Raw genomic sequence first — 19,955 nt, 5'->3', positions numbered from 1 at the left:
TTTTGCCTGCGTCGGCAGGGGCCGGGCCGTGCTCAAGCCGTGCCCGGCGCTGCGGGCCGTGCCCACCCGTTCCGCCCTGCGGAACGACTGCCCACGGCGGTGGCGGCGGTAGCGGCGGCGGCGCAAGCGGCTGGAGGGCGGTGGCGGGAGCGGCGGCGGTGGCGGGAGCGGCGGCGGCGGGAGCGGCGGCGGTGGCTGCGACGGTGGGCGGCGGCGGTGGCGGCAGGCACTGCCGCGGCGGGAGCAGCGGCTGGGGCGGCGGCTACGGGAGCACCAGCGTTCGCTGCGGCGGCGGTGGCAGTAGCTGCTGCCACGGCGGAAGCGACGGCTGGGGCTGCGGAGGCGGCTGTGGGAGCACCAGCCGTAGCTGCTGCGGCGCCGGTGGTTGCGGTGGTGGCGGTAGCTGCTGCCGCGGCGGGAGCGACGGCTGGGGCCGAGGCGGTGGGAGCAACGGCGCCAACTGCGGCGCTGGCAGCCACTGCCGCAGCAGGAGCGACGGCGGCGGCTGCGGCCGGGGCGGCTACGTCGTCAGGCGGGCCACCGCTGCGCGGACCCTCTCGTCCGTTGCTGTGAAGGCCACTCGTACGAAGTTCTCGCCCGCCTCGCCGTAGAAGTCGCCCGGGGCCACGAGGATGCCGAGGTCGGCCAGGTGGGACACCGTGGTCCAGCAGGACTCGTCCCGGGTCGCCCAGAGGTAGAGGCTGGCCTCGCTGTGTTCGATGCGGAAGCCGTGGTTCTGGAGGGCTTCGCGCAGGAGGGCGCGGCGGGCCGCGTAGCGCTCGCGCTGGACGTGGACGTGCTCGTCGTCGCCCAGGGCCGCCACCACCGCCGCCTGCGTCGGCGCCGAGGTCATCATGCCGCCGTGCTTGCGGATCTCCAGGAGGGGCCCCAGGACCGCCGGGTCGCCGGCCACGAAGGCGGCGCGGTAGCCGGCCAGGTTGGACCGCTTGGAGAGGGAGTGGACGGCGAGGATGCCGTCGTAGGAGCCGCCGTTGACGTCGGGGTGCAGGACCGAGACCGGGTCGGCCTCCCAGCCCAGCTCCAGGTAGCACTCGTCGGAGACGAGCAGGACGCCGTGCTCGCGGGCCCAGGCGACGATGCCGGTCAGCTCGTCCTTGGACAGGACCTTGCCGGTGGGGTTGGAGGGCGAGTTCAGCCAGAGGAGCTTCAGGTTCGCCGGGTCCAGCTCGCGCGGGTCGTCGTAGACCTCGTACGCGGCGCGGGCCAGCCGGGCGCCCACCTCGTAGGTCGGGTACGCCAGGCGCGGGTAGGCAACCTTGTCGCCGGGGCCGAGGCCCAGCTGGGTCGGCAGCCAGGCGACCAGTTCCTTGGAGCCGACGATCGGCAGGACATGGCGGTGGGTGACCCCACGGGCGCCCAGACGGCGCTCCAGCCAGCCGGTGATCGCGTCACGCAGCGCGGGGGTGCCCCAGACCGTCGGGTAGCCGGGCGAGTCGGCCGCGTCGACCAGAGCCTTCTGGATCAGTTCGGGGACCGGGTCGACCGGGGTACCGACGGACAGATCGACGATGCCGTCCGGGTGCGCGGCGGCCGTCTTCTTGTACGGCTCAAGCTTGTCCCAGGGGAACGTCGGAAGACGGTCGGAGACTGCGGACACGGGATCTTGCTCGCTTTCGTCGGTACGGCAAACGCCTCGGTCCCGCACGGCGTGATCTGGGCGATCGGGCCGTGCGGGCCGAGGCGATGGGGTCCCCCGCTCGGGCGAGGCCCAGAGCTCGGGGGAAGGTGGCGGGCCGCTGGGCCGCTCGAACGTGACTAGGCCTGCGGCGGCAGCGCGGCAATGAAGGGGTGGTCGCGCTCGATCAGACCCAGCTTGCTGGCCCCACCGGGAGAGCCCAGTTCGTCGAAGAACTCGACGTTCGCCTTGTAGTAGTCCTTCCACTCCTCCGGAGTGTCGTCCTCGTAGAAGATCGCCTCAACCGGGCAGACCGGCTCACAGGCACCACAGTCGACGCATTCGTCCGGGTGGATGTACAAGGACCTGGAGCCCTCGTAGATGCAGTCGACCGGGCACTCCTCGATGCACGCCTTGTCCTTGACGTCGACACAAGGCTGCGCAATGACGTAAGTCACGCTGTCGTTCCTCCTCGATAGGGCGCCGGCGGGCCTCCATAGGCTCCGCCGCCTGGCGCGCGGGAGCGCGGCGTCGTCGATGCCCGCCCCTAGTATCTCCGTTCCGGGGCGTGATCCATACAGGAGGGGTGAACTGACCAGTGGAAATCTCGGCGAAAGGGCGCCTCGAGGTCCGTATCACCGCTGCTGACGTGGGCAAACGGGTCTCGGTGCGGCGCTTGAGCGAACCTGGAGTGGCGGCGGAGAAGTTCACCGACACGGTGGGTGTTCTCACATCATGGGACGACGGCGTGCTCATGATCACACAGCGGGACGGACGGAGTGTCCGGATCCCGGAGTCCGTGCTGGTCGCGGGCAAGGTGGTGCCGGCCGCGCCGGCCCGCCGCCGGGGTCCGGCCGCGAGCTACCCGGAGCTGGCGCGGATCGCCGCGCGCGCGTGGCGGCCGGTGGAGAGCGAGTCGCTCGGCGAGTGGGAGCTGCGCGCCGCGGGCGGGTTCACACGGCGGGCCAACAGTGTGCTGCCGCTCGGTGACCCGGGACTTCCGCTCGACGCGGCGCTGGGGACCGTACGACGCTGGTACGCCGAGCGCGGCCTGCCCGCGTATGTGCAGACCGCCACCGGGGCCGAGGGCACGCAGGAGCTGCTGTGCGCGGAGCTGGAGCGGCGCGGCTGGGTGCGGGAGGTGACCGCGGAGCTGTGGATCGGGGCGCTGGCGCCGGTCGCGGACCGGGCCGAGGGCACCGGGGTGGAGCTGTCCCGGGAGGCGGACGAGGCGTGGCTCGCGCGGTACCAGCGCAAGGGGGTGAGCGAGGTGGCCCTGCGGGTGCTGAACAGCGGACCCTCGGTGTGGTTCGCGACCGTGCCCGGTGCGGCCGGGGAGCCGCCGGCGGCGATCGGGCGGTGTGTGGTGGACGGACGCTGGGCCGGTTTCGCCGCCGTCGAGGTCGATCCCGCCCGGCGACGGCAGGGGCTGGCCACCGAGGTGATGGCCGCGCTGGCCCGCCGCGCCCTGGACGAGGGGGCCTCGGCGGCCTGGCTCCAGGTGGAGGACGACAACGAGGCGGCCCGCGCCCTGTACGCCGCCCTCGGCTTCGCCCCGCACCACACGTACCACCACTACCGGGCGCCGGAGGAGAGCGGCGACGAGCACCCGCACCCGGCTCCGCAGAACACTCGCGTCGAACGGTCGTAGGGATCGCTGTGGACGGGCATGAGCCAGGCATGCAGCACCGTTACCTTCCGCCTCCGTATCCGCCCCCGCCGGAGCGGTCCGCCGAGGTGCGGCGGCGGTTCGGGGAGGAGGCGCGGTCGGAGCGGCCGGATCTGTCGGCGCTGTGTCTGCTGATCGGTGCCGAGGCGGACGGGACGCTGGACGAGGCCGGGATGGACACGGCGCAGCTGGAGCTGGACCGGCTGGCCGGGCTGCTGCCGTACCGGCCGGGCGGGCCGCTCGCGTGGGCGCAGGCGCTGTGCCGGCTGCTGGGTGAGCGCTACGAGTTCCACGGGACCCCGTCCGACTACCAGCGGCTGGAGTGCTCGCTGCTGCACGAGGTGCTGCGGCGGCGGCGCGGGCTGCCGATCCTGCTGTCGGTGGTGTGGATGGAGGTGGCGAGACGGGCGGGCGCCCCGGTGTACGGGGTCGCGCTGCCGGGTCACTTCGTGGTCGGGTTCGGGGCGGCGGAGGAGCAGGTGCTGGCCGATCCGTTCGACGGCGGGAAGGTGCTGACCGGGGCGGATGCCGAGCTGCTCGTGGTGGGGGCCACGGGGGCGCCGCTGCAGCCGTCGATGCTGGTGCCCGCGACGTCCCTGGAGGTCGTGCAGCGCATCCTGAACAACATCCGGGCGTGGGCCTCGGCCCGGCCCGAGCGCTCGGACGTCGCGCTGCGGGCCGTGGAGTTGAGCCTGCTGCTGCCCGCGCATCCGGCTCGGCTGCGCTACGAGCGGGGTCAGCTGCTGGTGCAGCGCGGTGAGTTCGCGGCGGGGGCCGAGGAGCTGGACACGTACGCCCACCTGATCGAGGTCGTCGACGAGTCGGCCGCCCGGAAGGTGCGGCAGCAGGCCCACTCGGCCCGGTCGATGCTCAACTGAGCCCTCAGAGCCAGCCCTTCTCCCGCGCGATCCGCACCGCTTCCGCCCGGTTCCGTACCGCGAGCTTCTGGATGGCCGTGGAGAGGTAGTTGCGGACCGTGCCCTGGGAGAGGTGGAGGGCCTGGGCCAGCTCCGCGTTGGTGGAGCCGTCGGCCGCTGCGCGGAGCACCTCGCGCTCCCGGTCGGTGAGGGGGTTGGCGCCCTCGGCCAGCGCGGCCGCGGCCAGGGTGGGATCGATGACCCGTTCCCCGGACAGCACCTTGCGGACCGCGTCGGCGAGTTGGGCGGCCGGTGCGTCCTTGACGAGGAACGCGTCGGCGCCCGCCTCCATGGCGCTGCGCAGATAGCCGGGGCGGCCGAAGGTGGTGAGGACGACGAGCTTGACCGCGGGGTACTCGCGGTGCACGCGGGCCGCCGCCTCGATGCCGGTGCAGCCGGGCATCTCGATGTCGAGCAGCGCCACGTCGACGCCGTGCGCGCCGACGGCCGCCAGCACCTCGTCCCCGCGCGCGACCTGGGCGACGACCTCGATGTCGTCCTCCAGGCCGAGCAGGGCGGCCAGCGCCTCGCGGACCATCGACTGGTCCTCGGCCAGGAGGACCTTGATCATGCTCGTCATGCCCCGGATCCTAGTGCCCCCGCCCTAGTCCGCCGAGGCGGCCACCGGCACCCGGGCGACCAGCCGGAAACCGTGCTTGACCCGGCCCGCCTCCAGCGTGCCGCCGGCCTTCTCCAGCCGCTCGGTCAGGCCGGTCAGACCGTTGCCCGGGCCGTTGCCGGAACCGCCGGATCCGTTGTCCTCGACGCAGAGTTCGAGGACCGGCCCGTCCAGGGTGTGGCGACGCAGGACCTGTACGACGCACCGGTCGGCGCCGCTGTGCCGGACCACGTTGGTGACCGCCTCGCGCAGCGCCCAGGCGAGGGCGGACTCGGCCTCCTCGGGGATGCCGTCGAGGTCGGGTTCCCCGGGCACCTCGGCCACCACCCCGGCGGCGGTCAGCGCGACCTGGGTGCCGGCGAGTTCGGCGGCGAGGCGGGGGCGGCGGTAGCCGGTGACGGCCTCGCGGACGTCGACCAGGGCCTGGCGGCTGACCTGTTCGATGTCGGCGACCTGCTGGGCGGCCTTGTCCGGGTGACCGGGCAGCATCCGGCCGGCCAGCTCGCTCTTCAGCGTGATCAGCGAGAGCGAGTGGCCCAGCAGGTCGTGCAGGTCGCGGGCGAGGCGCAGCCGCTCCTCGTTGGCGGCGAGCTGGGCGACGGTGGCCCGGGCCTTGCGCAACTCGATGGTGGTCCGCACCAGTTGGCCGACGCCGGTCATCGCGAACCCGATGAGCAGGACCAGCAGGAACAGGTCCTGTGCATCGCTCTCGCCGGAGTGCAGGCCGATCAAGTACATCACCACGGCCGAGGCCGGGATGGCCCAGTAGGCGGCCCGCAGTGGCAGGGTGGCGCCCCAGGCGACCGACAGGTAGACGAAGAGGCCCAGCCAGGCGCTGCCGAGGGTGTAGGCCAGTACGGGGGCGAGGATGCCGAGGATGCCGCCCAGGGTGAGCACGACTCTCGCGGCGAACGGCCGGCCGATGTTGCGGAAGACCAGCGTCAGATAGACCCCGACGAAGGCGGCGAGACCGAGCGAGCCGGCCACAACGGCGGCGGTGGTGTGCCCGCCGTTGATCAGGTCGTCGACCGGCCCTCGGAGAAAGACCAGCCAGACGCCGATCCACAGCACCCTGACCAGCAGCTCGCGCCGGTTGCGGGCCGGCCAGCCCACGGGCGTGTGCTCGGGGGCGTAGGCCGTCCGGTCTTCCGTCATCGTGCTCACGCCTTCAGCGTGTCCTTCCGGTACAGCCAGGCCGCGCCGCCCGCGAAGAGGACGAAGGAGACGACGAGGATGGCGATGTCCTGGGCTTCCGGGGCCTGGCTCTGTTCGATCGCCCGCCCCAGAGCAGCGTACGCGTGCGTGGGGAGCCACTTGGCGATGTCCTGGAGCCACTGCGGGAAGGTGGTGGTCGGCATCCACAGGCCGCCCAGCATCGACATGCCGAAGTAAGTGATCATCGTGATCGGGCGGACCGCGTCCCCGGTGGCGAGGTAGCCGATGGCGACGCCGAGCGCGGCGAAGACGAGGCTGCCGGCCCAGATGGCGCCGGTGAGGGCGAGCCACTGCCAGGCGTCGAGTCGTACGTCCTTCACGGCCGCGGCGACGACGAAGACGATGACGATCGACGGAAGGCTGACGACGGCCGCGCTGGCGGTCTTGGCGAGGACGTAGCCGCGCCCCGGGAGGGTGGTCAGCCGGAGCTGCCGTACCCAGCCGCTCTCGCGCTCCTTGGCGATGCGCTCGCTGTTGCCCATCAGGACGGCGGTCAGCGCACCGAAGGAGGCCATGGAGACCATCATGTAGGTCGGCAGGGTGAGGCCGGAGCCGTCGATCTTCGTCTTGGAGTCGGCGTTGCCCGCGATGAGCAGGAACAGGGCCGAGGGGTAGATCACCGAGAAGAACAGGAACTTGCGGTTGCGCAGGGCGCGGGCGAGTTCGAGCTTGATCAGGCTGCTCATGACTGCTTGGCCTCCTCGGCCTCCGTGATGGCGACGAAGGCCTGCTCCAGGCCGAGACCGGCGACTTCGAGGTTGCGGGGGTAGACGCCGAGGCCGTACAGGGCGTGGACGGTCGCGTCGGCGTCCGAGGACTGGATGCGGACGGTCTGGCCCGACACATCGAGGGAGGTGAGGAAGGGCAGGCCGCGCAGGGCCGCCTCGTCGATGGTCCCCTCCAGGTCGAAGGAGACCCGGCGGGCGCCCGCCTTGGCCTTGATCTCGGCGGCGGTGCCGTCGGCGAGGAGGCGGCCGCGGTGCAGCACGAGCACGCGGTCGGCGATGGCGTCGGCCTCTTCGAGGTAGTGGGTGGCGAAGAGGACCGTGCGGCCCTGGTCGGCCTGCTCGCGCATGGTGGCCCAGAAGGCCTGGCGGGCGGAGACGTCCATGCCGGTGGTCGGCTCGTCCAGGACGATCAGATCGCTGTCGCCCGCGGTGGCGAGCGCGAAGCGGACGCGCTGGGCCTGGCCGCCGGAGAGCTTGTTGACCTTGCGGTCGGCGATCTGCGTGAGGCTCGCGCGGGCGAGGACGTCCGCGGGCTTGTACGGCTTCGGGTGCAGCGAGCAGGCCAGCTTCACCAGCTCGGCGACGGTGACCTCGTCCATCAGCCCGCCGCTCTGCAGCATGGCCCCGACCCGTCCGGCGACGATCGCCTCGCGCGGGCTGGTCCCGAACACGCTCACCGTGCCGCCGTCGGCCTGCTTGAGGCCGAGGAGCAGGTCGAGGGTGGTGGACTTGCCGGCCCCGTTCGGGCCGAGGAGGGCGACGGTCTCGCCCGGGTACAGCTGGAGCGAGAGCCCGTCGACGGCTCGTACGCTCCCGTACGTCTTGGTCACCTGGTCGAACCCGACCACCGGGGTGGTGGTGGCCGGTGCCGCTGTCGTTGTCATGCCCACCATGCTGGCCGTGCAGGCCCCGGAGGCGGCAGTGTCGGCGGTCCCGACTGCCGGATGACAGATGTCATGCGGTGCGGGTGACACGCGTGCGGGGGGTGCCCGGCGGACGCCCCCTGCCGGTCGCGCTAGCTCGGGTTCGTGGGAATGACCGCGACCCGGTTGGTCTTGCTCATCAGCGCCTGGCGCAGGGCGACGTAGACGTCCTGCGGTGTGACGGCCGTCTTCTTGCCGTTGGCCCGGGTGATGAGCACGCCGTCGAAGGCCTGGCCGTACAGCTGCTTCAGGGCCACCAGGTCGGGCTTGTCGGTCAGCTTGCCGTCGGGAGTGGCCTCGACCCTGAGGAACTTCCACAGCGAGTTCTGGGGGCTCAGCGGGACCGAGTGCGCCGCGTCCGTCTGGACCGTGACGCGGGCCGACATCGCCGGTTCGGCGAAGGCCTTCATCTCGCGGTCGACCTCGGCGTTCGAGACCGTGGGCTGCTTGGTGGTAGTCGGCACGGCCACCGGGGTCGCCTTGTCCGTCTCCACCAGCGTGCGGTACGCCTGTTCGACCGCCTGGGTCGACCGGGCCGCGTCGATGGCCTTGCCCGCCTTGCCGTAGACGGCCACGGCCTTGCCGGCCTTGAACGTGATGCCGCCGTCGGCGACCGCGCCGGAGCCCGAGCCGCCGCCGGCCTGTTCGAGCGCGGCCTGGAGCTTCTCGTCGTCGACCGGCATGACCGGCTCGACCTCGCGCTTCTGGCCGAAGAGGGAGCCGATCACGGAGAGCGGGTTGTAGTCGCTCTTCGCGGCCTCGCTCACGGTGCTCTGGAAGTCGAACTGCAGGCCCGCGTTCTGAGGCGTCAGGGACACCGTCCGGCCGCCCACGGAGAGCTGCAGCGGCTTGTTGACGCGGCTGCCGAAGGCGTCGTCGAGCTTCTTGACGGCCTCGTCGCGGGTGCCGCCGCCGATGTCGACGCCGAGCACGGTGGTGCCCTTGGGCACATCGGTGTGGTTCATCAGCAGGCCGGCGCCGTAGGCACCGCCCGCGAGGACGAACACGCCGACGCCGAGCAGTACGACCTTGCTGCGGCCCTTCTTCTTCGGCTTGGCCGCGGCCTTGGGCTGCGGGGCCGGTTCGGGCAGCTTGGGTGCCGTGTGCGGCACCGGGCCGTCCGGGTGCGCGCCGACACCGAACGGGGCGTTCCCGGCGGACGGGACGACCGGGATACCGCTGGTGACGGTGTGTCCGGAGACGTTGTCCGGGGCGCGGTAGCCGGGCGTGCCCGGTTCGGGGGCCGGCTTCTGCGGGGTGAGGATCGCGGTGTCGTCGCTGAGGCCGCCGCCGGGTGCCGTGCCGGGGCCGGAGAAGGCGCCGGTGGCGAGCGGACCGCCCTGGCCTGCGGGGCCGTTCGCGCCGCCGGGCAGGGGGTGACTGCCGGTGTCGTAGCCGCCGGGCCGCTGATGACTGCCGGTGTCATAGCCGCCGGGCAGATGGTGGCTACCGGTGTCATAGCCACCGGGCACCTGGTGACTGCCGGTGTCGTAGCCGCCCGGAGAGTCGAAGGACTCGCCGACGAGGTCCCGGTCCAGGTCGCTGAGCGAGCTCCGCGGAGGGGCCGGCGGGACGAACGGTCCGTCGCCGGTGACCGGTCCGCCGGTCGGGCCCGCGGGGCCCTGCGGGCCGCGGCCGCTCTGGCCGTTCGGCCCGTTGAAGCCGCTGGGACCGCCGGGGCCGCCGGACGCGCTCGCGCCGGGGGTGCCGCCGCCGATTCCGCTCGTGCCGCCGCTCTCCGCGAAGTACGGCAGGTCGTCGCGGCTCGGTTCGCCGCCGCCGGTCGCGCCGGGGCGGGAGCCGCCGCGCGGGCCCGCGGCCAGCGCCTCGGTCACGTCGAAGGAGCCGGTGCCGCCGCCGTGCCCCGGAGCCACGGGGCCGCCGGTGGCGCTGGGCAGGCCCGAGCCGTTCGTACCGCCGGGGCGGGAGCCGCCGGGCATGCTCATGGAGCCGACCACTCCACCGGGGCGGGTGCCGCCGGGTCGGGTGCCGCCGGCACCCGAGCCGCTCGGACCGCTCGGCTGGGCGCTCGGCTTGCTCTGCGCGGCGGCGGAACCGCCGGGCGTCCCGGCGCCGTTCGTGCCGCCGGAGCCCGGACCGCCCTTGGGGGCGCCGGACTTGCGGGGCGCGAACCAGTCGCTGCGCTTCTCCTCGGCCTGCGGGGCGGGCTCGGCGGGGGATTCGACGGTGCCGGTGGACATCGCGGCGGCGGGGGCCGGCCGCGTGTCGGCGCCGGAGTCGTCCGCGACGGCCTCGCCGTCGCCGACGGGCTTGCGCACGACGACCGGCGGGATGGGCCGGGATCCGGGGATGTTGATCCGGATCCGCGTCGTCAGCGTGGTCTCGGTCTTGCGTTCCTCGGGCGGGGTGGCCGAACGGCCCGCGTCCGCTCCGGCGTCGGAAGCCATGGGGGTTCCGTACGGCGGCGTCCCCGAGGGGTATGCGGCTCCACCGGACCCGTTGGGCCCGGAGGACGGAGTGTCAGTTTCACGACTCAAGGCAGGTTCTCCCGGTTGGCTCCGCCGCCCGTTACGACCTCAGCGGGCAGCTCGGCGGCGCGCACCACCATACTGGCCACGTCTGGCGCGTATCCCATGACCGCCGAGGAAACCCACACCGGACTCGCACGTGCGCCGCACGGCGAAGTGGTACGTCACTTGCCAAGTCGGACGGGACCGTCGACGGGTTGCCGTCCGGGCGCAAGCGTGGCGCAGATCACAGCCAGGGCCATGCCGCCGAGCAGAAAGAGGTAGGAGCCGACTCCCGCGCCGAACAGGAAGTCGCCCTCGGGGCGGGTGGAGGTGAGCAGGACGACGGTGACGATCCAGCCGGCCACCGGCGCGACCGCCCCGGCCCGGCCGCCGAGCGCGTACGCCCCGCCGAGGAACAGCCCGCCGGCGCCCGCGAGAGCGAGCAGCAGCCCGCCCGGGAACCAGGCGGCCTGGACCAGGGCCCCGGCGATCCCGACGATCGCGCCGAGCAGGAACAGCCCGAGGTAGGCGGCCATCCGCCCGGCCGAGGGCCGCCGCATCGGCTGGGCCAGCATCGAACCGCGTCCGGCGGTGCTCATGACGCCTCCCCGGTGGCGATGCCGGCGAACAGGTCGGTCTCCCCGGGCTCCGCCCGCCCGCGCACCAACTCGTAGTACTCGGTGGTGAACAGCGGCTGGGCGAGTTCGTTGGAGAGCGCGAAGTACGGCTCGGCCACGTCGATCTGGGTGGCGTGGGCACGCATCGCGGCGGCCTTGGCGGCGGCGTGGGCGCTGCCGTCGACCGCGGTGGTGATCCGCTCGTCGTCGACCACGCCGGGCACGTCGGCCAGGGAGGCGCTCTTCGCGAACGGGAGGCTCGGCAGCTCGTCCTGGAGCCGGGCGAAGGCGGCCTCGGCCACGGAGCGCGGGACGCGGTTCCAGTAGACCTTCTCGATCCGGTGGCCCTGTTCGGCCGCGAGGTCGACGGCTCGCATGGCCACGCGGTGGGCCTGGATGTGGTCCGGGTGGCCGTACCCGCCGTTGTCGTCGTACGCGACGAGGACCTGCGGGCGGACCTCCAGGATCACCTCGCCGAGCGACCGGGCGGCCTCGTCCGGGTCGGCCTGCCAGAAGCAGGCGGGGTCCTCGTTGTCGGGAATGCCCATCATGCCGGAGTCGCCGTAGCGCCCCGCTCCGCCGAGCAGCCGCAGGTCGGCGACGCCCAGCTCACGCAGGGCGGCGCTCAGCTCGCCGCGCCGGTGCGCGCCCAGCGCGGCGCCGGTCAGATGCCGCAGCTCGGGCGGGATGACCTCGCCGCGCTCCCCCAGGGTGCAGGTGACCAGGGTCACATGGACACCCTCAGCCGCATACCTGGCCATGGTCGCGCCGTTGTTGATCGACTCGTCGTCCGGGTGCGCGTGCACCAGCAGCAGACGGCGCGCGCAGCGCGATGGGGGTCCACCCGGCCGAAGGTCGGGGGAGGGCAGTTCCGTCATGGGACCACCCTACGAGGCGGCGGCGCTTCCCTCGGCCACCTCCTTACGGGTCGCCGTCGGCTACTCCTCCTCGGGCCGCCCGGCCGTGACCAGCAGGCCGGCGAGGAGAGCCGCGAGCAGGGCGCCGCCGGCCGCCCACCAGAAGGCGGCGGTGCAGCCGCGCAGCATCGCCGCGCCGGTCCATTCGGATCCGCCGAGGTGAGCGAAGAGGACACCGGCGACCACCGCCGAGCCGAACGCCTCGCCCAGGTGCTGGGTCGCGGTGACGGCGGCCGACGCCCCGCCGGAGTGCTGCGGGGCCACGGCGTCGGCCGCGAGGGCGAAGACCGGCATGAGCGCGATGCCGGTGCCGAGACCGACGAGGAGCGTGCCGGGCAGCACCTGGGTCGCGTAGCCGCTGTCGGTCTTCAGGCCGGTCAGGAGCACCAGCCCGAGGACCGTCGTCACCAGACCCGCCACGATCAGGACGCGGGGCGGGGTGCGGTGCAGCAGGCGGGCGGAGACCTGGGTGGCGCCGATGACGATCGCGGCGGCCAGGGGCACGAACGCCCCGCCGACCCTGATCGGGGGGTAGCCCTGGACGCCCACCAGGTAGTAGCCCAGGGCGCCGAAGAGGCCGACGACACCGGTGCCGGACAGGAGCATGACGAGGTAGCCGCCGACGCGGCTGCGGTCCTTCAGGACGTACGGCGCGACGAGCGGGCTCGACGTCCTGGTCTGCCACCACAGGAAGGCCCCGAGCAGCAGGGCGCCGACCGCCAGGACGACCAGGAACCGCGGCTCGGTCCAGCCGAGCGAGGCGCCCACGAGGACCCCGGCGATCTCGTTGAGGCCGTACGTGAGGAGGACGAGTCCACCGGAGCCGAGCAGCACGCCGAGCACGTCGAGGCGGGCGCCGGTGCGGCCCGGCCGGTCGTGCACCAGGGTGAGCACGACGATCAGGGCGAGCCCGGCCAGGGGGACGGACGCGTACAGGCCCACACGCCAGTCGACGGCCTGCAGCAGGAATCCCGCCGTGAGCATCGCGAGTGCCGAGCCGCCGCCACTGACCGCGACATAGATCCCGAAGGCCCTGCGGCGTTCACGATGGATCAGGCCCGCCTCGTGCACGGCCCGCAGGGCGAGGGCGAGACGGCCCGCGAGCACATGGACCGAGTGCTCGGGCAACGGCCCGAAGTCCTCGGCGACCACGCTGTGCAGGTCGGGTCCCGGAATGTACTGGGTCGCCACCCAGGGGACGGCGGCCTCGGGGTCGGCGTCGAGCACGTCGGCCGTCCAACTGCCGCCCACCCGACGGGCGGAGGCCACCTCACGGGCGAAGCGCCTGCGGAACTCGGGATGCCCGGCGTACTCGGTCTGCACGACCTTCACGGCCACGGTGCGACCGGCCTCGGACCGCCCCAGGTAGACCAGCCCCATGCCCCCTCGCCCAGCCGGGCGATCAGTCGGTACGGGCCGATACGGCCCGGGTCACCCGGCGTCAACTGATCCACGGCTGAAAGGTAGTGCAACTATCCAACCGGACGCGAGGTCGCCTCAGAACTTGATGCTGCCGATCATGCTGGCGACGTTCGTCGTCAGCTCGCTGATCGTGGGCGCGATGGTCGAGGAGGCGAGGTAGAAGCCGAGCAGCATGCAGACGACCGCATGACCGCCCTTCAGACCTGACTTCTTGATCAACAAGAAGACGATGATCGCCAGCAGCACCACCGCCGAAATCGAGAGTGCCACGGCGGCTCACCTCCAAAGATCCCAGGGACGCGGGGGGTTCGGACTATGGGGGTTGTCACTCAGGTGTAGATCAGTAGAGCAATTTCATGCACACGCCAGCAGGTTCATACCCACTCAGCGGTAGTGATCATAACTATCCGTGCTCGCGCATCGCTCGGCGCACGGCCGCACAAGGGGGCGCATGGCCAATATGGTCGGGGTATGACGACCGAGGCTGACTCCTTTCCCCGTCGGCACGCCCGCACGCAGCGGTTCACGCTCGGCGCGCCGCGTGCGTTCACCGTGGCACCCGACGGTTCGCGTGTAGCGTTCCTGCGTTCGAGCTCCGGCACGGACCGGGCCAACTCCCTGTGGATCCTTGATCCGGCGGACGGCGCCGAGCGCCTGGCGGCCGATCCGCACGCCCTCCTGGAGGGCGCCTCGGAACAGCTCTCGCCCGAGGAGCGAGCGCGCCGGGAGCGCAGTCGGGAGGGCGGGGCCGGCATCGTCGGCTATGCCACCGACGCAGCCGTGGAGTTGGCGTCATTCGCCTTGTCAGGGCGGCTTTTCACAGCCGAGCTGCGGGCCGGTACGGCGCGCGAACTCCGGGTCCCCGCACCGGTGATCGACCCGCGTCCGGCGCCGGACGGGCGGCACATCGCGTACGTGGCGCAGGGCGCGCTGCGGGTGACGGGCGCCGAGGGCGCGGACGACCGGGCGCTGGCCGAACCGGAGGCCGATCAGGTCACCTACGGGCTCGCCGAGTTCATCGCGGCCGAGGAAATGGGGCGTTCGCGCGGATTCTGGTGGGCGCCGGAGTCGGACCGGCTGCTGGTGGCGCGCGTGGACGACACGCCGGTGCGGCGGTGGTGGATCGCCGACCCGGCCCACCCGGAGCGTGAGCCACAACACGTCGGATACCCTGCGGCGGGGACGGAGAACGCGGACGTACGCCTGTTCGTGATCGACCTCGACGGCAGCCGCACGGAGGTCGTCTGGGATCGTGCGCGTTATCCGTATCTGGCGCATGTGCACTGGTCAGAGGCGGGTGCTCCACTGCTCCTGGTCCAGGCCCGGGACCAGCGCAGCCAGGTGTTCCTGGCGGTGGATCCGGACTCGGGTTCGACCCGGATGGTGCATGCAGATGAAGATCCAACATGGCTGGAACTTTTCGCCGGAGTGCCCTGTTGGAGCCCGTCCGGACAGCTTGTCCGCATCGCGGACGAGGGCGGCGCTCGGGTCCTGGCGGTGGGCGAACGGCCGTTGACCGGACCGCAGTTGCACATCCGTGCGGTACTCGACGTGACGGCCGACGACGTGCTGGTCTCGGCGTCGGCGGGCGAGGAGGCGGAGTCCCCGGAGACCGGCGAGGTTCATGTCTACCGGGTGAACGAACTCGGCGTGGAACGCGTGTCGCAGGAGCCCGGGGTGCACTCGGCGGTGCGCGCCGGCGGCGTGACGGTCCTGGCCTCCGCGACGCTCGACAGCCCGGGCAGCCGTGTCCAGGTGCTGCGTGACGGAAAACGAACGGCAACTGTCCGGTCCTGCGCCGAAGTTCCCGGTTTGTCGCCGCGGGTGACGCTCACCGAGGGGGGCGCACGCAGAATTCCGTGCGCCGTACTTATGCCTACGGACTACCCCGGTGACACTCCCCTGCCCGTGCTCCTGGACCCCTACGGTGGCCCGCACGGCCCGCGCGTGGTGGCCGCGCACAACGCGCATCTGACCTCGCAGTGGTTCGCGGACCAGGGCTTCGCGGTGATCGTCGCCGACGGCCGGGGCACACCGGGTCGCTCGCCGGCCTGGGAGAAGGCGGTCCACCGCGACTTCACGCTCACCCTGGACGACCAGATCGAGGCCCTCCAGGACCTGGCCGAGCGCTACCCCCTCGACCTCTCCCGGGTGGCCGTCCGCGGCTGGTCCTACGGCGGCTACCTGGCCGCCCTCGCCGTCCTGCGCCGCCCCGACGTCATCCACGCGGGCATCGCGGGCGCCCCGGTCACGGACTGGCGCCTCTACGACACCCACTACACCGAGCGCTACCTCGGCAACCCGGTCGAGGACCCGGCGACGTACACGCACAACTCCCTGGTCACCGACGAGGGCCTCTCCTCCCCCGCCGAACCGCACCGCCCCCTGATGATCATCCACGGCCTGGCCGACGACAACGTGGTGGCCGCCCACACCCTGCGCCTCTCCTCGGCCCTGCTCGCCGCGGGCCGCCCCCACGAGGTGCTCCCCCTGTCCGGCGTCACGCACATGACCCCCCAGGAACAGGTCGCGGAGAACCTGCTCCTGCTCCAGGTGGACTTCCTCCGGCGTTCGCTGGCACAACCGCGCAAACACGCATGAACTGCGTTTACACACAGGCAACTTCACGGAAGCGGTACCGATATACGGACGCGCGAGTCTGAACAGCGTACGGCCGTGCGGGTGCCGTAAGCGGGCCGGGGATGCGCATGTCACCCCGGCCCGTTGCCGTTCACTCCGCTCTCTTCCGGCGGGACCACCGACTTCTCCTCTGCGAAGTGACACGCCGAGTCGTGGGCGGCGGGGCCGGTCGTGCCGCGGAACGCCTCGGGGACCGCCAGGAGCGGGACCTCCAGGGTGCAGCGCTCCCGGGCCTTCCAGCAGCGGGTGCGGAAGCGGCAGCCCGAGGGGATCTTCGTCGGGGACGGGACGTCGCCGGCGAGGATGATCCGCTCACGGTGGTCGCGGGCCTCGGGGTCGGGGACCGGGACGGCGGACAGGAGCGCCTGGGTGTAGGGGTGGGTCGGGTGGTCGTAGATCTCGGCGTCCCTGCCGATCTCCACGATGCGGCCCAGGTACATGACCCCGACCCGGTCCGAGATGTGCCGGACGATCGACAGGTCGTGCGCGATGAACACGTAGGAGAGGTCGAACTCCGACTGGAGGCGGTCCAGCAGGTTGATCACCTGGGCCTGGACCGAGACGTCCAGGGCGGAGACCGGCTCGTCGGCGACGATCACCTCGGGGCGCAGGGCCAACCCCCGGGCGATCCCGATGCGTTGGCGCTGGCCGCCGGAGAACTGGTGCGGGTAGCGGTTGATGTACTCCGGGTTGAGGCCGACCACGTCCAGCAGCTCCTGCACCCTGCGGCGGCGGTCGCCCTTGGGGGCGGCTTCCGGGTGGATCTCGTACGGCTCCCCGATGATGTCCCCGACCGTCATCCGGGGGTTGAGGGAGGTGTACGGGTCCTGGAAGACCATCTGGATGTTGCGGCGCACCGCCTTCAGGGCCCGGCCGGACAGCCGGGTGATGTCCTCGCCCTTGAACCTGATCGAGCCCGCCGTCGGACGCTCCAGGCTGCACAGCATCTTCGCCACCGTCGACTTGCCGCAGCCCGACTCCCCGACGATGCCGAGGGTCTCGCCCTTCGCGAGGGCGAAGTCGACGCCGTCGACCGCCTTCACCGCGCCGACCTGCTTCTTGAACACGATTCCCCGCGTCAGCGGGTAGTGCTTGACGAGGCCGCTGACCTCCAGGATCGGCTCAGCCATGCAGGCACTCCCTCCAGAAGTGACAGGCGCTGCCGCGCTCCTCGGAGACCTCGTAGAGCGGAGGTACGTCGGTGCGGCAGACGTCCTGTGCCATCGGGCAGCGGGGGTGGAAGGCGCATCCGGGCGGGATGTTCATGAGGTTCGGCGGCAGGCCCTTGATGGCGTACAGCTCCTGCCCCTTCTGGTCCAGGCGCGGGATGGAGTCCAGCAGACCGCGGGTGTAGGGGTGGGCGGGCGCCTTGTAGATGTCGTGGACGGGGGCCGACTCGACGATCTTCCCCGCGTACATGACGGCGATCCGGTCGGCCACGTCCGCGACGACGCCCAGGTCGTGCGTGATCAGGATCAGGCCCATGTGGTACTCGCGCTGCAGCTCCGCGAGCAGGTCCATGACCTGGGCCTGGACGGTGACGTCGAGGGCGGTGGTGGGCTCGTCGGCGATGATGAGGGCCGGCTGCAGCGCGAGGGCCATCGCGATCATGATGCGCTGGCGCATACCGCCGGAGAACTGGTGCGGGTAGTCCCCGACCCGCTCCCCGGCGGCCGGGATGCGCACCCGGTCCATCAGCTCGACGGCCTTGGCCCGCGCGTCCTTCTTCGACATGCCCCGGTGCACGACGAACATCTCGCCGAGCTGGTCGCCCACGGACAGCACGGGGTTGAGGGCCGACAGCGCGTCCTGGAAGATCATCGCCATTCCGGCGCCCCGGATCTTCCGCCGCTCCTCCTCCTTCAGTTTCAGCACGTCCTTGCCCTGGAAGAGGATCTCGCCCCCGGTGATCCGCCCCGGTGGCATGTCGAGGATGCCCATGACGGCCTGCGCGGTGACCGACTTGCCCGATCCGGACTCGCCGAGCACGGCGAGCGTCTCACCCGCGTCCACGCCGTAGCTGACACCGTTGACGGCCTTGGCGACCCCGTCCCGGGTCCCGAACTCCACGTGCAGATCACGGACTTCGAGCAACACGACGACTCACCTCAGCTTCGGATCGAGGGCGAAGCGCACCGCGTCGCCGAGCGCGATGAAGGCCGGCACCGTGCTCGCCGCGGCACCGGAGGGCCGCCGGCGGGCCTGCGCCGGCACACGACTCCCCCACCCCGCCCCCGGCCCCAACCCCACGCGCACCTCACACACTTCGACCGGCACGGCGGCTCACCTCAGCTTCGGATCGAGGGCGTCGCGCACCGCGTCGCCGAGCATGATGAAGGCCAGGACCGTGAGGGCGAGGGCTCCCGAGGGCCACAGCAGGGCGTGCGGGGCGTTGCGGATGTAGGGGGAGGCGGCGGAGATGTCGATGCCCCAGGACACGTTCGGCGGCTTCAGTCCGACGCCGAGGTACGACAGGGTCGCCTCCAGCGTGATGTACGTGCCGAGCGCGATGGTCGCCACGACGATCACCGGCGCGACCGCGTTGGGCGCGATGTGCCGCATCAGGATGCGGGAGTTGGAGGCGCCGAGGGAGCGGGCGGCCTGGACGTAGTCGTTCTGCTTGGCGGTGATGACCGAGCCGCGCGCGATGCGGGCGATCTGCGGCCAGCCGAGCAGCACCATGAACCCGATGACCGGCCAGACCGTGTTGCTGGTCACCACGGAGAGCAGGACGAGACCGCCGAGGACGACCGGGATGGCGAAGAAGATGTCGGTGACGCGGGACAGCACCGAGTCCCCGAGGCCGCCGAAGAAGCCCGCGAGTGAGCCGAGCACCGACCCGAGGACGGCGACGCCGAGCGTGGCGCACACGCCCACCGTGACGGACGTACGGGCGCCGTAGACGGTCCGCGTGTAGACGTTGCAGCCCTGGCCGTCGTACCCGAAGGGGGCTCCCGGCTGTGAGCCCTGCTGGGCCTTGGACAGGTTGCACGTGAGGGGGCTGCCGGAGGCGATCGCCGAGGGCCACAGGGAGATGAAGACCAGGAAGAGGATCACCAGCCCCGAGACGATGAAGACGGGGTTGCGGCGCAGGTCGCGCCAGGCGTCGGACCAGAGGCTGCGGGGTTTGCCCGCCGGGCCGGTCCCTTCCGGTCCCCCTGGTGTCTTCTCCAGCGTCTCCGCCTCGCTCGCCGCCAGGTCCATCCCGCCGCCCGCGCCGGTGGGCGCGATCGCGCGATCGGGGTCGTACGGCTGCTCAGGCATAGCGGATCCTCGGGTCGAGCACGGCGTAGAGCAGGTCGACGAGCAGGTTGGCGATGAGGAAGACCAGGACGAGGATCGTCACGAAGCCGACCACGGTCTGCGTGTTCTGCCGGACGATGCCCTGGTAGAGCTGGTAGCCGACGCCGTGGATGTTGAAGATCCGCTCGGTGAGGATCGCGCCGCCCATCAGCGCGCCGATGTCGGCACCGATGAAGGTGACGACGGGGATGAGCGAGTTGCGCAGCAGGTGCCGGGTGACGACGCGGTGTCTGGGCAGGCCTTTGGCGATCGCCGTACGGACGTAGTCGGACCGCTTGTTCTCCGCGACGGAGGTGCGGGTCAGCCGGGCGACGTAGGCGAGGGAGACGGACGCGAGGACGAGGCCGGGCACGATCAGCTCGCTGAAGGGGGCCTCCGGGGAGACGGACGGCTGGATCCAGCCCCACTGGACGCCGAGGAGGAGCTGGAGCAGCAGGCCGGTGACGAAGACGGGCACGGAGATCACGACCAGGGTGCCGAGGAGCACGCCCGTGTCGAGGGGCCGCCCGCGGCGCAGGCCCGCGAACACGCCCAGGGTGATCCCGATGACGATCTCGAAGAGGATCGCGACGATCGTCAGCCGGATGGTCGGCGGGAACGCCGTCGCCATCAGCTCGGTGACGGGCTGGCCGTTGAAGGCGGTGCCGAAGTCGCCGGTGAAGAGGTTGCCCATGTAGGTCAGGTACTGCTGCCACAGCGGCTTATCGAGGCCGAACTCCTTCTTCAGCTGGGCGGCCGTCGCCGGGTCGCAGGCCCGCTCGCCGCACAGCCCGGCGATGGGGTCGCCCATCACGTTCACCATCAGGAAGATCAGCAGGGTGGCCCCGACGAAGACCGGGATCATCTGGAGCAGCCGCCGGACGACATAGCGCCCCATG

19 protein-coding genes are annotated in these 19,955 nt (G+C 72.0%); 3 read left to right on the top strand and 16 right to left on the bottom strand.

The features are described 5' to 3' along the window. Nucleotides 1–520 precede the first annotated feature (520 nt). Both ACIRVH_RS10665 and fdxA read right to left on the bottom strand, forming a co-directional pair. Complete coding sequence (locus tag ACIRVH_RS10665) at nt 521–1,618, bottom strand: bifunctional succinyldiaminopimelate transaminase/glutamate-prephenate aminotransferase (protein WP_403950631.1); 1,098 nt, start codon at nt 1,616–1,618, stop codon at nt 521–523. Between the two features lie 158 nt (nt 1,619–1,776). Beyond that, nucleotides 1,777–2,094, bottom strand: a complete 318-nt coding sequence (gene fdxA / locus ACIRVH_RS10660; protein WP_010047804.1) for a ferredoxin — start codon at nt 2,092–2,094, stop codon at nt 1,777–1,779. A gap of 140 nt (nt 2,095–2,234) precedes the next feature. Between fdxA and ACIRVH_RS10655 the strand changes: the two genes are divergently transcribed. Beyond that, on the top strand, nt 2,235–3,287 hold the full coding sequence (locus ACIRVH_RS10655; RefSeq protein WP_403950629.1) for a GNAT family N-acetyltransferase: 1,053 nt from the start codon (nt 2,235–2,237) through the stop codon (nt 3,285–3,287). Between the two features lie 29 nt (nt 3,288–3,316). Further along, nucleotides 3,317–4,183 carry a tetratricopeptide repeat protein gene (locus ACIRVH_RS10650; RefSeq protein ID WP_403950626.1) on the top strand — a complete coding sequence of 289 codons (867 nt, stop codon included), beginning with the start codon at nt 3,317–3,319 and terminating at the stop codon, nt 4,181–4,183. Nucleotides 4,184–4,187: 4 nt separating this feature from the next. Here the strand turns inward: ACIRVH_RS10650 and ACIRVH_RS10645 are convergent, their stop codons facing one another. From ACIRVH_RS10645 to ACIRVH_RS10605, 9 genes are all read right to left on the bottom strand, one after another. Continuing rightward, nucleotides 4,188–4,802 (bottom strand): response regulator, encoded by a 615-nt coding sequence (locus tag ACIRVH_RS10645; RefSeq protein ID WP_403950624.1) that lies wholly within the window; start codon nt 4,800–4,802, stop codon nt 4,188–4,190. A 24-nt stretch (nt 4,803–4,826) separates the two neighbouring features. Continuing rightward, nucleotides 4,827–5,996, bottom strand: a complete 1,170-nt coding sequence (locus ACIRVH_RS10640; RefSeq protein ID WP_403950985.1) for a sensor histidine kinase — start codon at nt 5,994–5,996, stop codon at nt 4,827–4,829. 5 nt (nt 5,997–6,001) lie between these two features. After that, nucleotides 6,002–6,742: an ABC transporter permease gene (locus tag ACIRVH_RS10635; RefSeq protein WP_403950623.1), complete on the bottom strand. Its 741-nt coding sequence runs from the start codon at nt 6,740–6,742 to the stop codon at nt 6,002–6,004. Beyond that, nucleotides 6,739–7,668: an ABC transporter ATP-binding protein gene (locus ACIRVH_RS10630; RefSeq protein WP_403950618.1), complete on the bottom strand. Its 930-nt coding sequence runs from the start codon at nt 7,666–7,668 to the stop codon at nt 6,739–6,741. Before ACIRVH_RS10630 ends, ACIRVH_RS10635 begins: the two co-directional genes overlap by 4 nt. A 131-nt stretch (nt 7,669–7,799) precedes the next feature. Continuing rightward, a complete protein-coding gene (locus ACIRVH_RS10625) occupies nt 7,800–10,205 on the bottom strand; it encodes a hypothetical protein (RefSeq protein ID WP_403950616.1) in 2,406 nt (801 codons plus the stop codon). Between the two features lie 155 nt (nt 10,206–10,360). Then, a complete protein-coding gene (locus ACIRVH_RS10620; protein WP_403950614.1) occupies nt 10,361–10,777 on the bottom strand; it encodes a DUF6113 family protein in 417 nt (138 codons plus the stop codon). Continuing rightward, nucleotides 10,774–11,673, bottom strand: a complete 900-nt coding sequence (mshB, locus tag ACIRVH_RS10615) for an N-acetyl-1-D-myo-inositol-2-amino-2-deoxy-alpha-D-glucopyranoside deacetylase (protein WP_403950612.1) — start codon at nt 11,671–11,673, stop codon at nt 10,774–10,776. The genes ACIRVH_RS10620 and mshB overlap by 4 nt, the downstream gene beginning before the upstream one ends. 60 nt (nt 11,674–11,733) lie before the next feature. Next, entirely contained in the window at nt 11,734–13,092 is a 1,359-nt protein-coding gene (locus tag ACIRVH_RS10610) for an MFS transporter (protein ID WP_403950609.1), read from the bottom strand. Nucleotides 13,093–13,209: 117 nt separating this feature from the next. Further along, on the bottom strand, nt 13,210–13,404 hold the full coding sequence (locus ACIRVH_RS10605; protein ID WP_392065801.1) for a hypothetical protein: 195 nt from the start codon (nt 13,402–13,404) through the stop codon (nt 13,210–13,212). A 201-nt stretch (nt 13,405–13,605) separates the two neighbouring features. Between ACIRVH_RS10605 and ACIRVH_RS10600 the strand changes: the two genes are divergently transcribed. Further along, nucleotides 13,606–15,735 (top strand): alpha/beta fold hydrolase, encoded by a 2,130-nt coding sequence (locus ACIRVH_RS10600; RefSeq protein ID WP_403950606.1) that lies wholly within the window; start codon nt 13,606–13,608, stop codon nt 15,733–15,735. A gap of 110 nt (nt 15,736–15,845) precedes the next feature. Here the strand turns inward: ACIRVH_RS10600 and ACIRVH_RS10595 are convergent, their stop codons facing one another. Genes ACIRVH_RS10595 through ACIRVH_RS10575 form a run of 5 tightly spaced genes read right to left on the bottom strand, consistent with a single transcriptional unit; the run spans nt 15,846 to nt 19,954 of the window. Next, nucleotides 15,846–16,904 (bottom strand): ABC transporter ATP-binding protein, encoded by a 1,059-nt coding sequence (locus ACIRVH_RS10595; RefSeq protein ID WP_403950604.1) that lies wholly within the window; start codon nt 16,902–16,904, stop codon nt 15,846–15,848. After that, entirely contained in the window at nt 16,897–17,871 is a 975-nt protein-coding gene (locus tag ACIRVH_RS10590) for an ABC transporter ATP-binding protein (protein ID WP_403950602.1), read from the bottom strand. Before ACIRVH_RS10590 ends, ACIRVH_RS10595 begins: the two co-directional genes overlap by 8 nt. A gap of 6 nt (nt 17,872–17,877) precedes the next feature. Continuing rightward, nucleotides 17,878–18,051, bottom strand: a complete 174-nt coding sequence (locus tag ACIRVH_RS10585) for a hypothetical protein (RefSeq protein WP_403950600.1) — start codon at nt 18,049–18,051, stop codon at nt 17,878–17,880. A gap of 6 nt (nt 18,052–18,057) precedes the next feature. Then, on the bottom strand, nt 18,058–19,038 hold the full coding sequence (locus ACIRVH_RS10580) for an ABC transporter permease (protein WP_403950597.1): 981 nt from the start codon (nt 19,036–19,038) through the stop codon (nt 18,058–18,060). Further along, nucleotides 19,031–19,954 (bottom strand): ABC transporter permease, encoded by a 924-nt coding sequence (locus tag ACIRVH_RS10575; protein ID WP_403950595.1) that lies wholly within the window; start codon nt 19,952–19,954, stop codon nt 19,031–19,033. Before ACIRVH_RS10575 ends, ACIRVH_RS10580 begins: the two co-directional genes overlap by 8 nt. Nucleotide 19,955 lies beyond the last annotated feature (1 nt).

It is taken from the genome of Streptomyces sp. NPDC101165 (genome assembly GCF_044768135.1).
GTDB lineage: Bacteria > Actinomycetota > Actinomycetes > Streptomycetales > Streptomycetaceae > Streptomyces.
Note: the sequence above shows the minus strand (reverse complement) of the source record. Positions and strands in the feature narration are given on the sequence as shown.

Bases quoted from the DNA above. Each gene is read 5' to 3' on its own strand.
- ACIRVH_RS10645 (WP_403950624.1), bottom strand. From the start codon at position 4,802: ATGACGAGCATGATCAAGGTCCTCCTGGCCGAGGACCAGTCGATGGTC.
- ACIRVH_RS10595 (WP_403950604.1), bottom strand. From the start codon at position 16,904: ATGGCTGAGCCGATCCTGGAGGTCAGCGGCCTCGTCAAGCACTACCCG.
- ACIRVH_RS10635 (WP_403950623.1), bottom strand. From the start codon at position 6,742: ATGAGCAGCCTGATCAAGCTCGAACTCGCCCGCGCCCTGCGCAACCGC.
- ACIRVH_RS10640 (WP_403950985.1), bottom strand. From the start codon at position 5,996: ATGACGGAAGACCGGACGGCCTACGCCCCCGAGCACACGCCCGTGGGC.
- ACIRVH_RS10600 (WP_403950606.1), top strand. From the start codon at position 13,606: ATGACGACCGAGGCTGACTCCTTTCCCCGTCGGCACGCCCGCACGCAG.
- ACIRVH_RS10650 (WP_403950626.1), top strand. From the start codon at position 3,317: ATGCAGCACCGTTACCTTCCGCCTCCGTATCCGCCCCCGCCGGAGCGG.
- ACIRVH_RS10630 (WP_403950618.1), bottom strand. From the start codon at position 7,668: ATGACAACGACAGCGGCACCGGCCACCACCACCCCGGTGGTCGGGTTC.
- ACIRVH_RS10575 (WP_403950595.1), bottom strand. From the start codon at position 19,954: ATGGGGCGCTATGTCGTCCGGCGGCTGCTCCAGATGATCCCGGTCTTC.
- ACIRVH_RS10580 (WP_403950597.1), bottom strand. From the start codon at position 19,038: ATGCCTGAGCAGCCGTACGACCCCGATCGCGCGATCGCGCCCACCGGC.
- ACIRVH_RS10620 (WP_403950614.1), bottom strand. From the start codon at position 10,777: ATGAGCACCGCCGGACGCGGTTCGATGCTGGCCCAGCCGATGCGGCGG.
- ACIRVH_RS10610 (WP_403950609.1), bottom strand. From the start codon at position 13,092: ATGGGGCTGGTCTACCTGGGGCGGTCCGAGGCCGGTCGCACCGTGGCC.
- mshB (WP_403950612.1), bottom strand. From the start codon at position 11,673: ATGACGGAACTGCCCTCCCCCGACCTTCGGCCGGGTGGACCCCCATCG.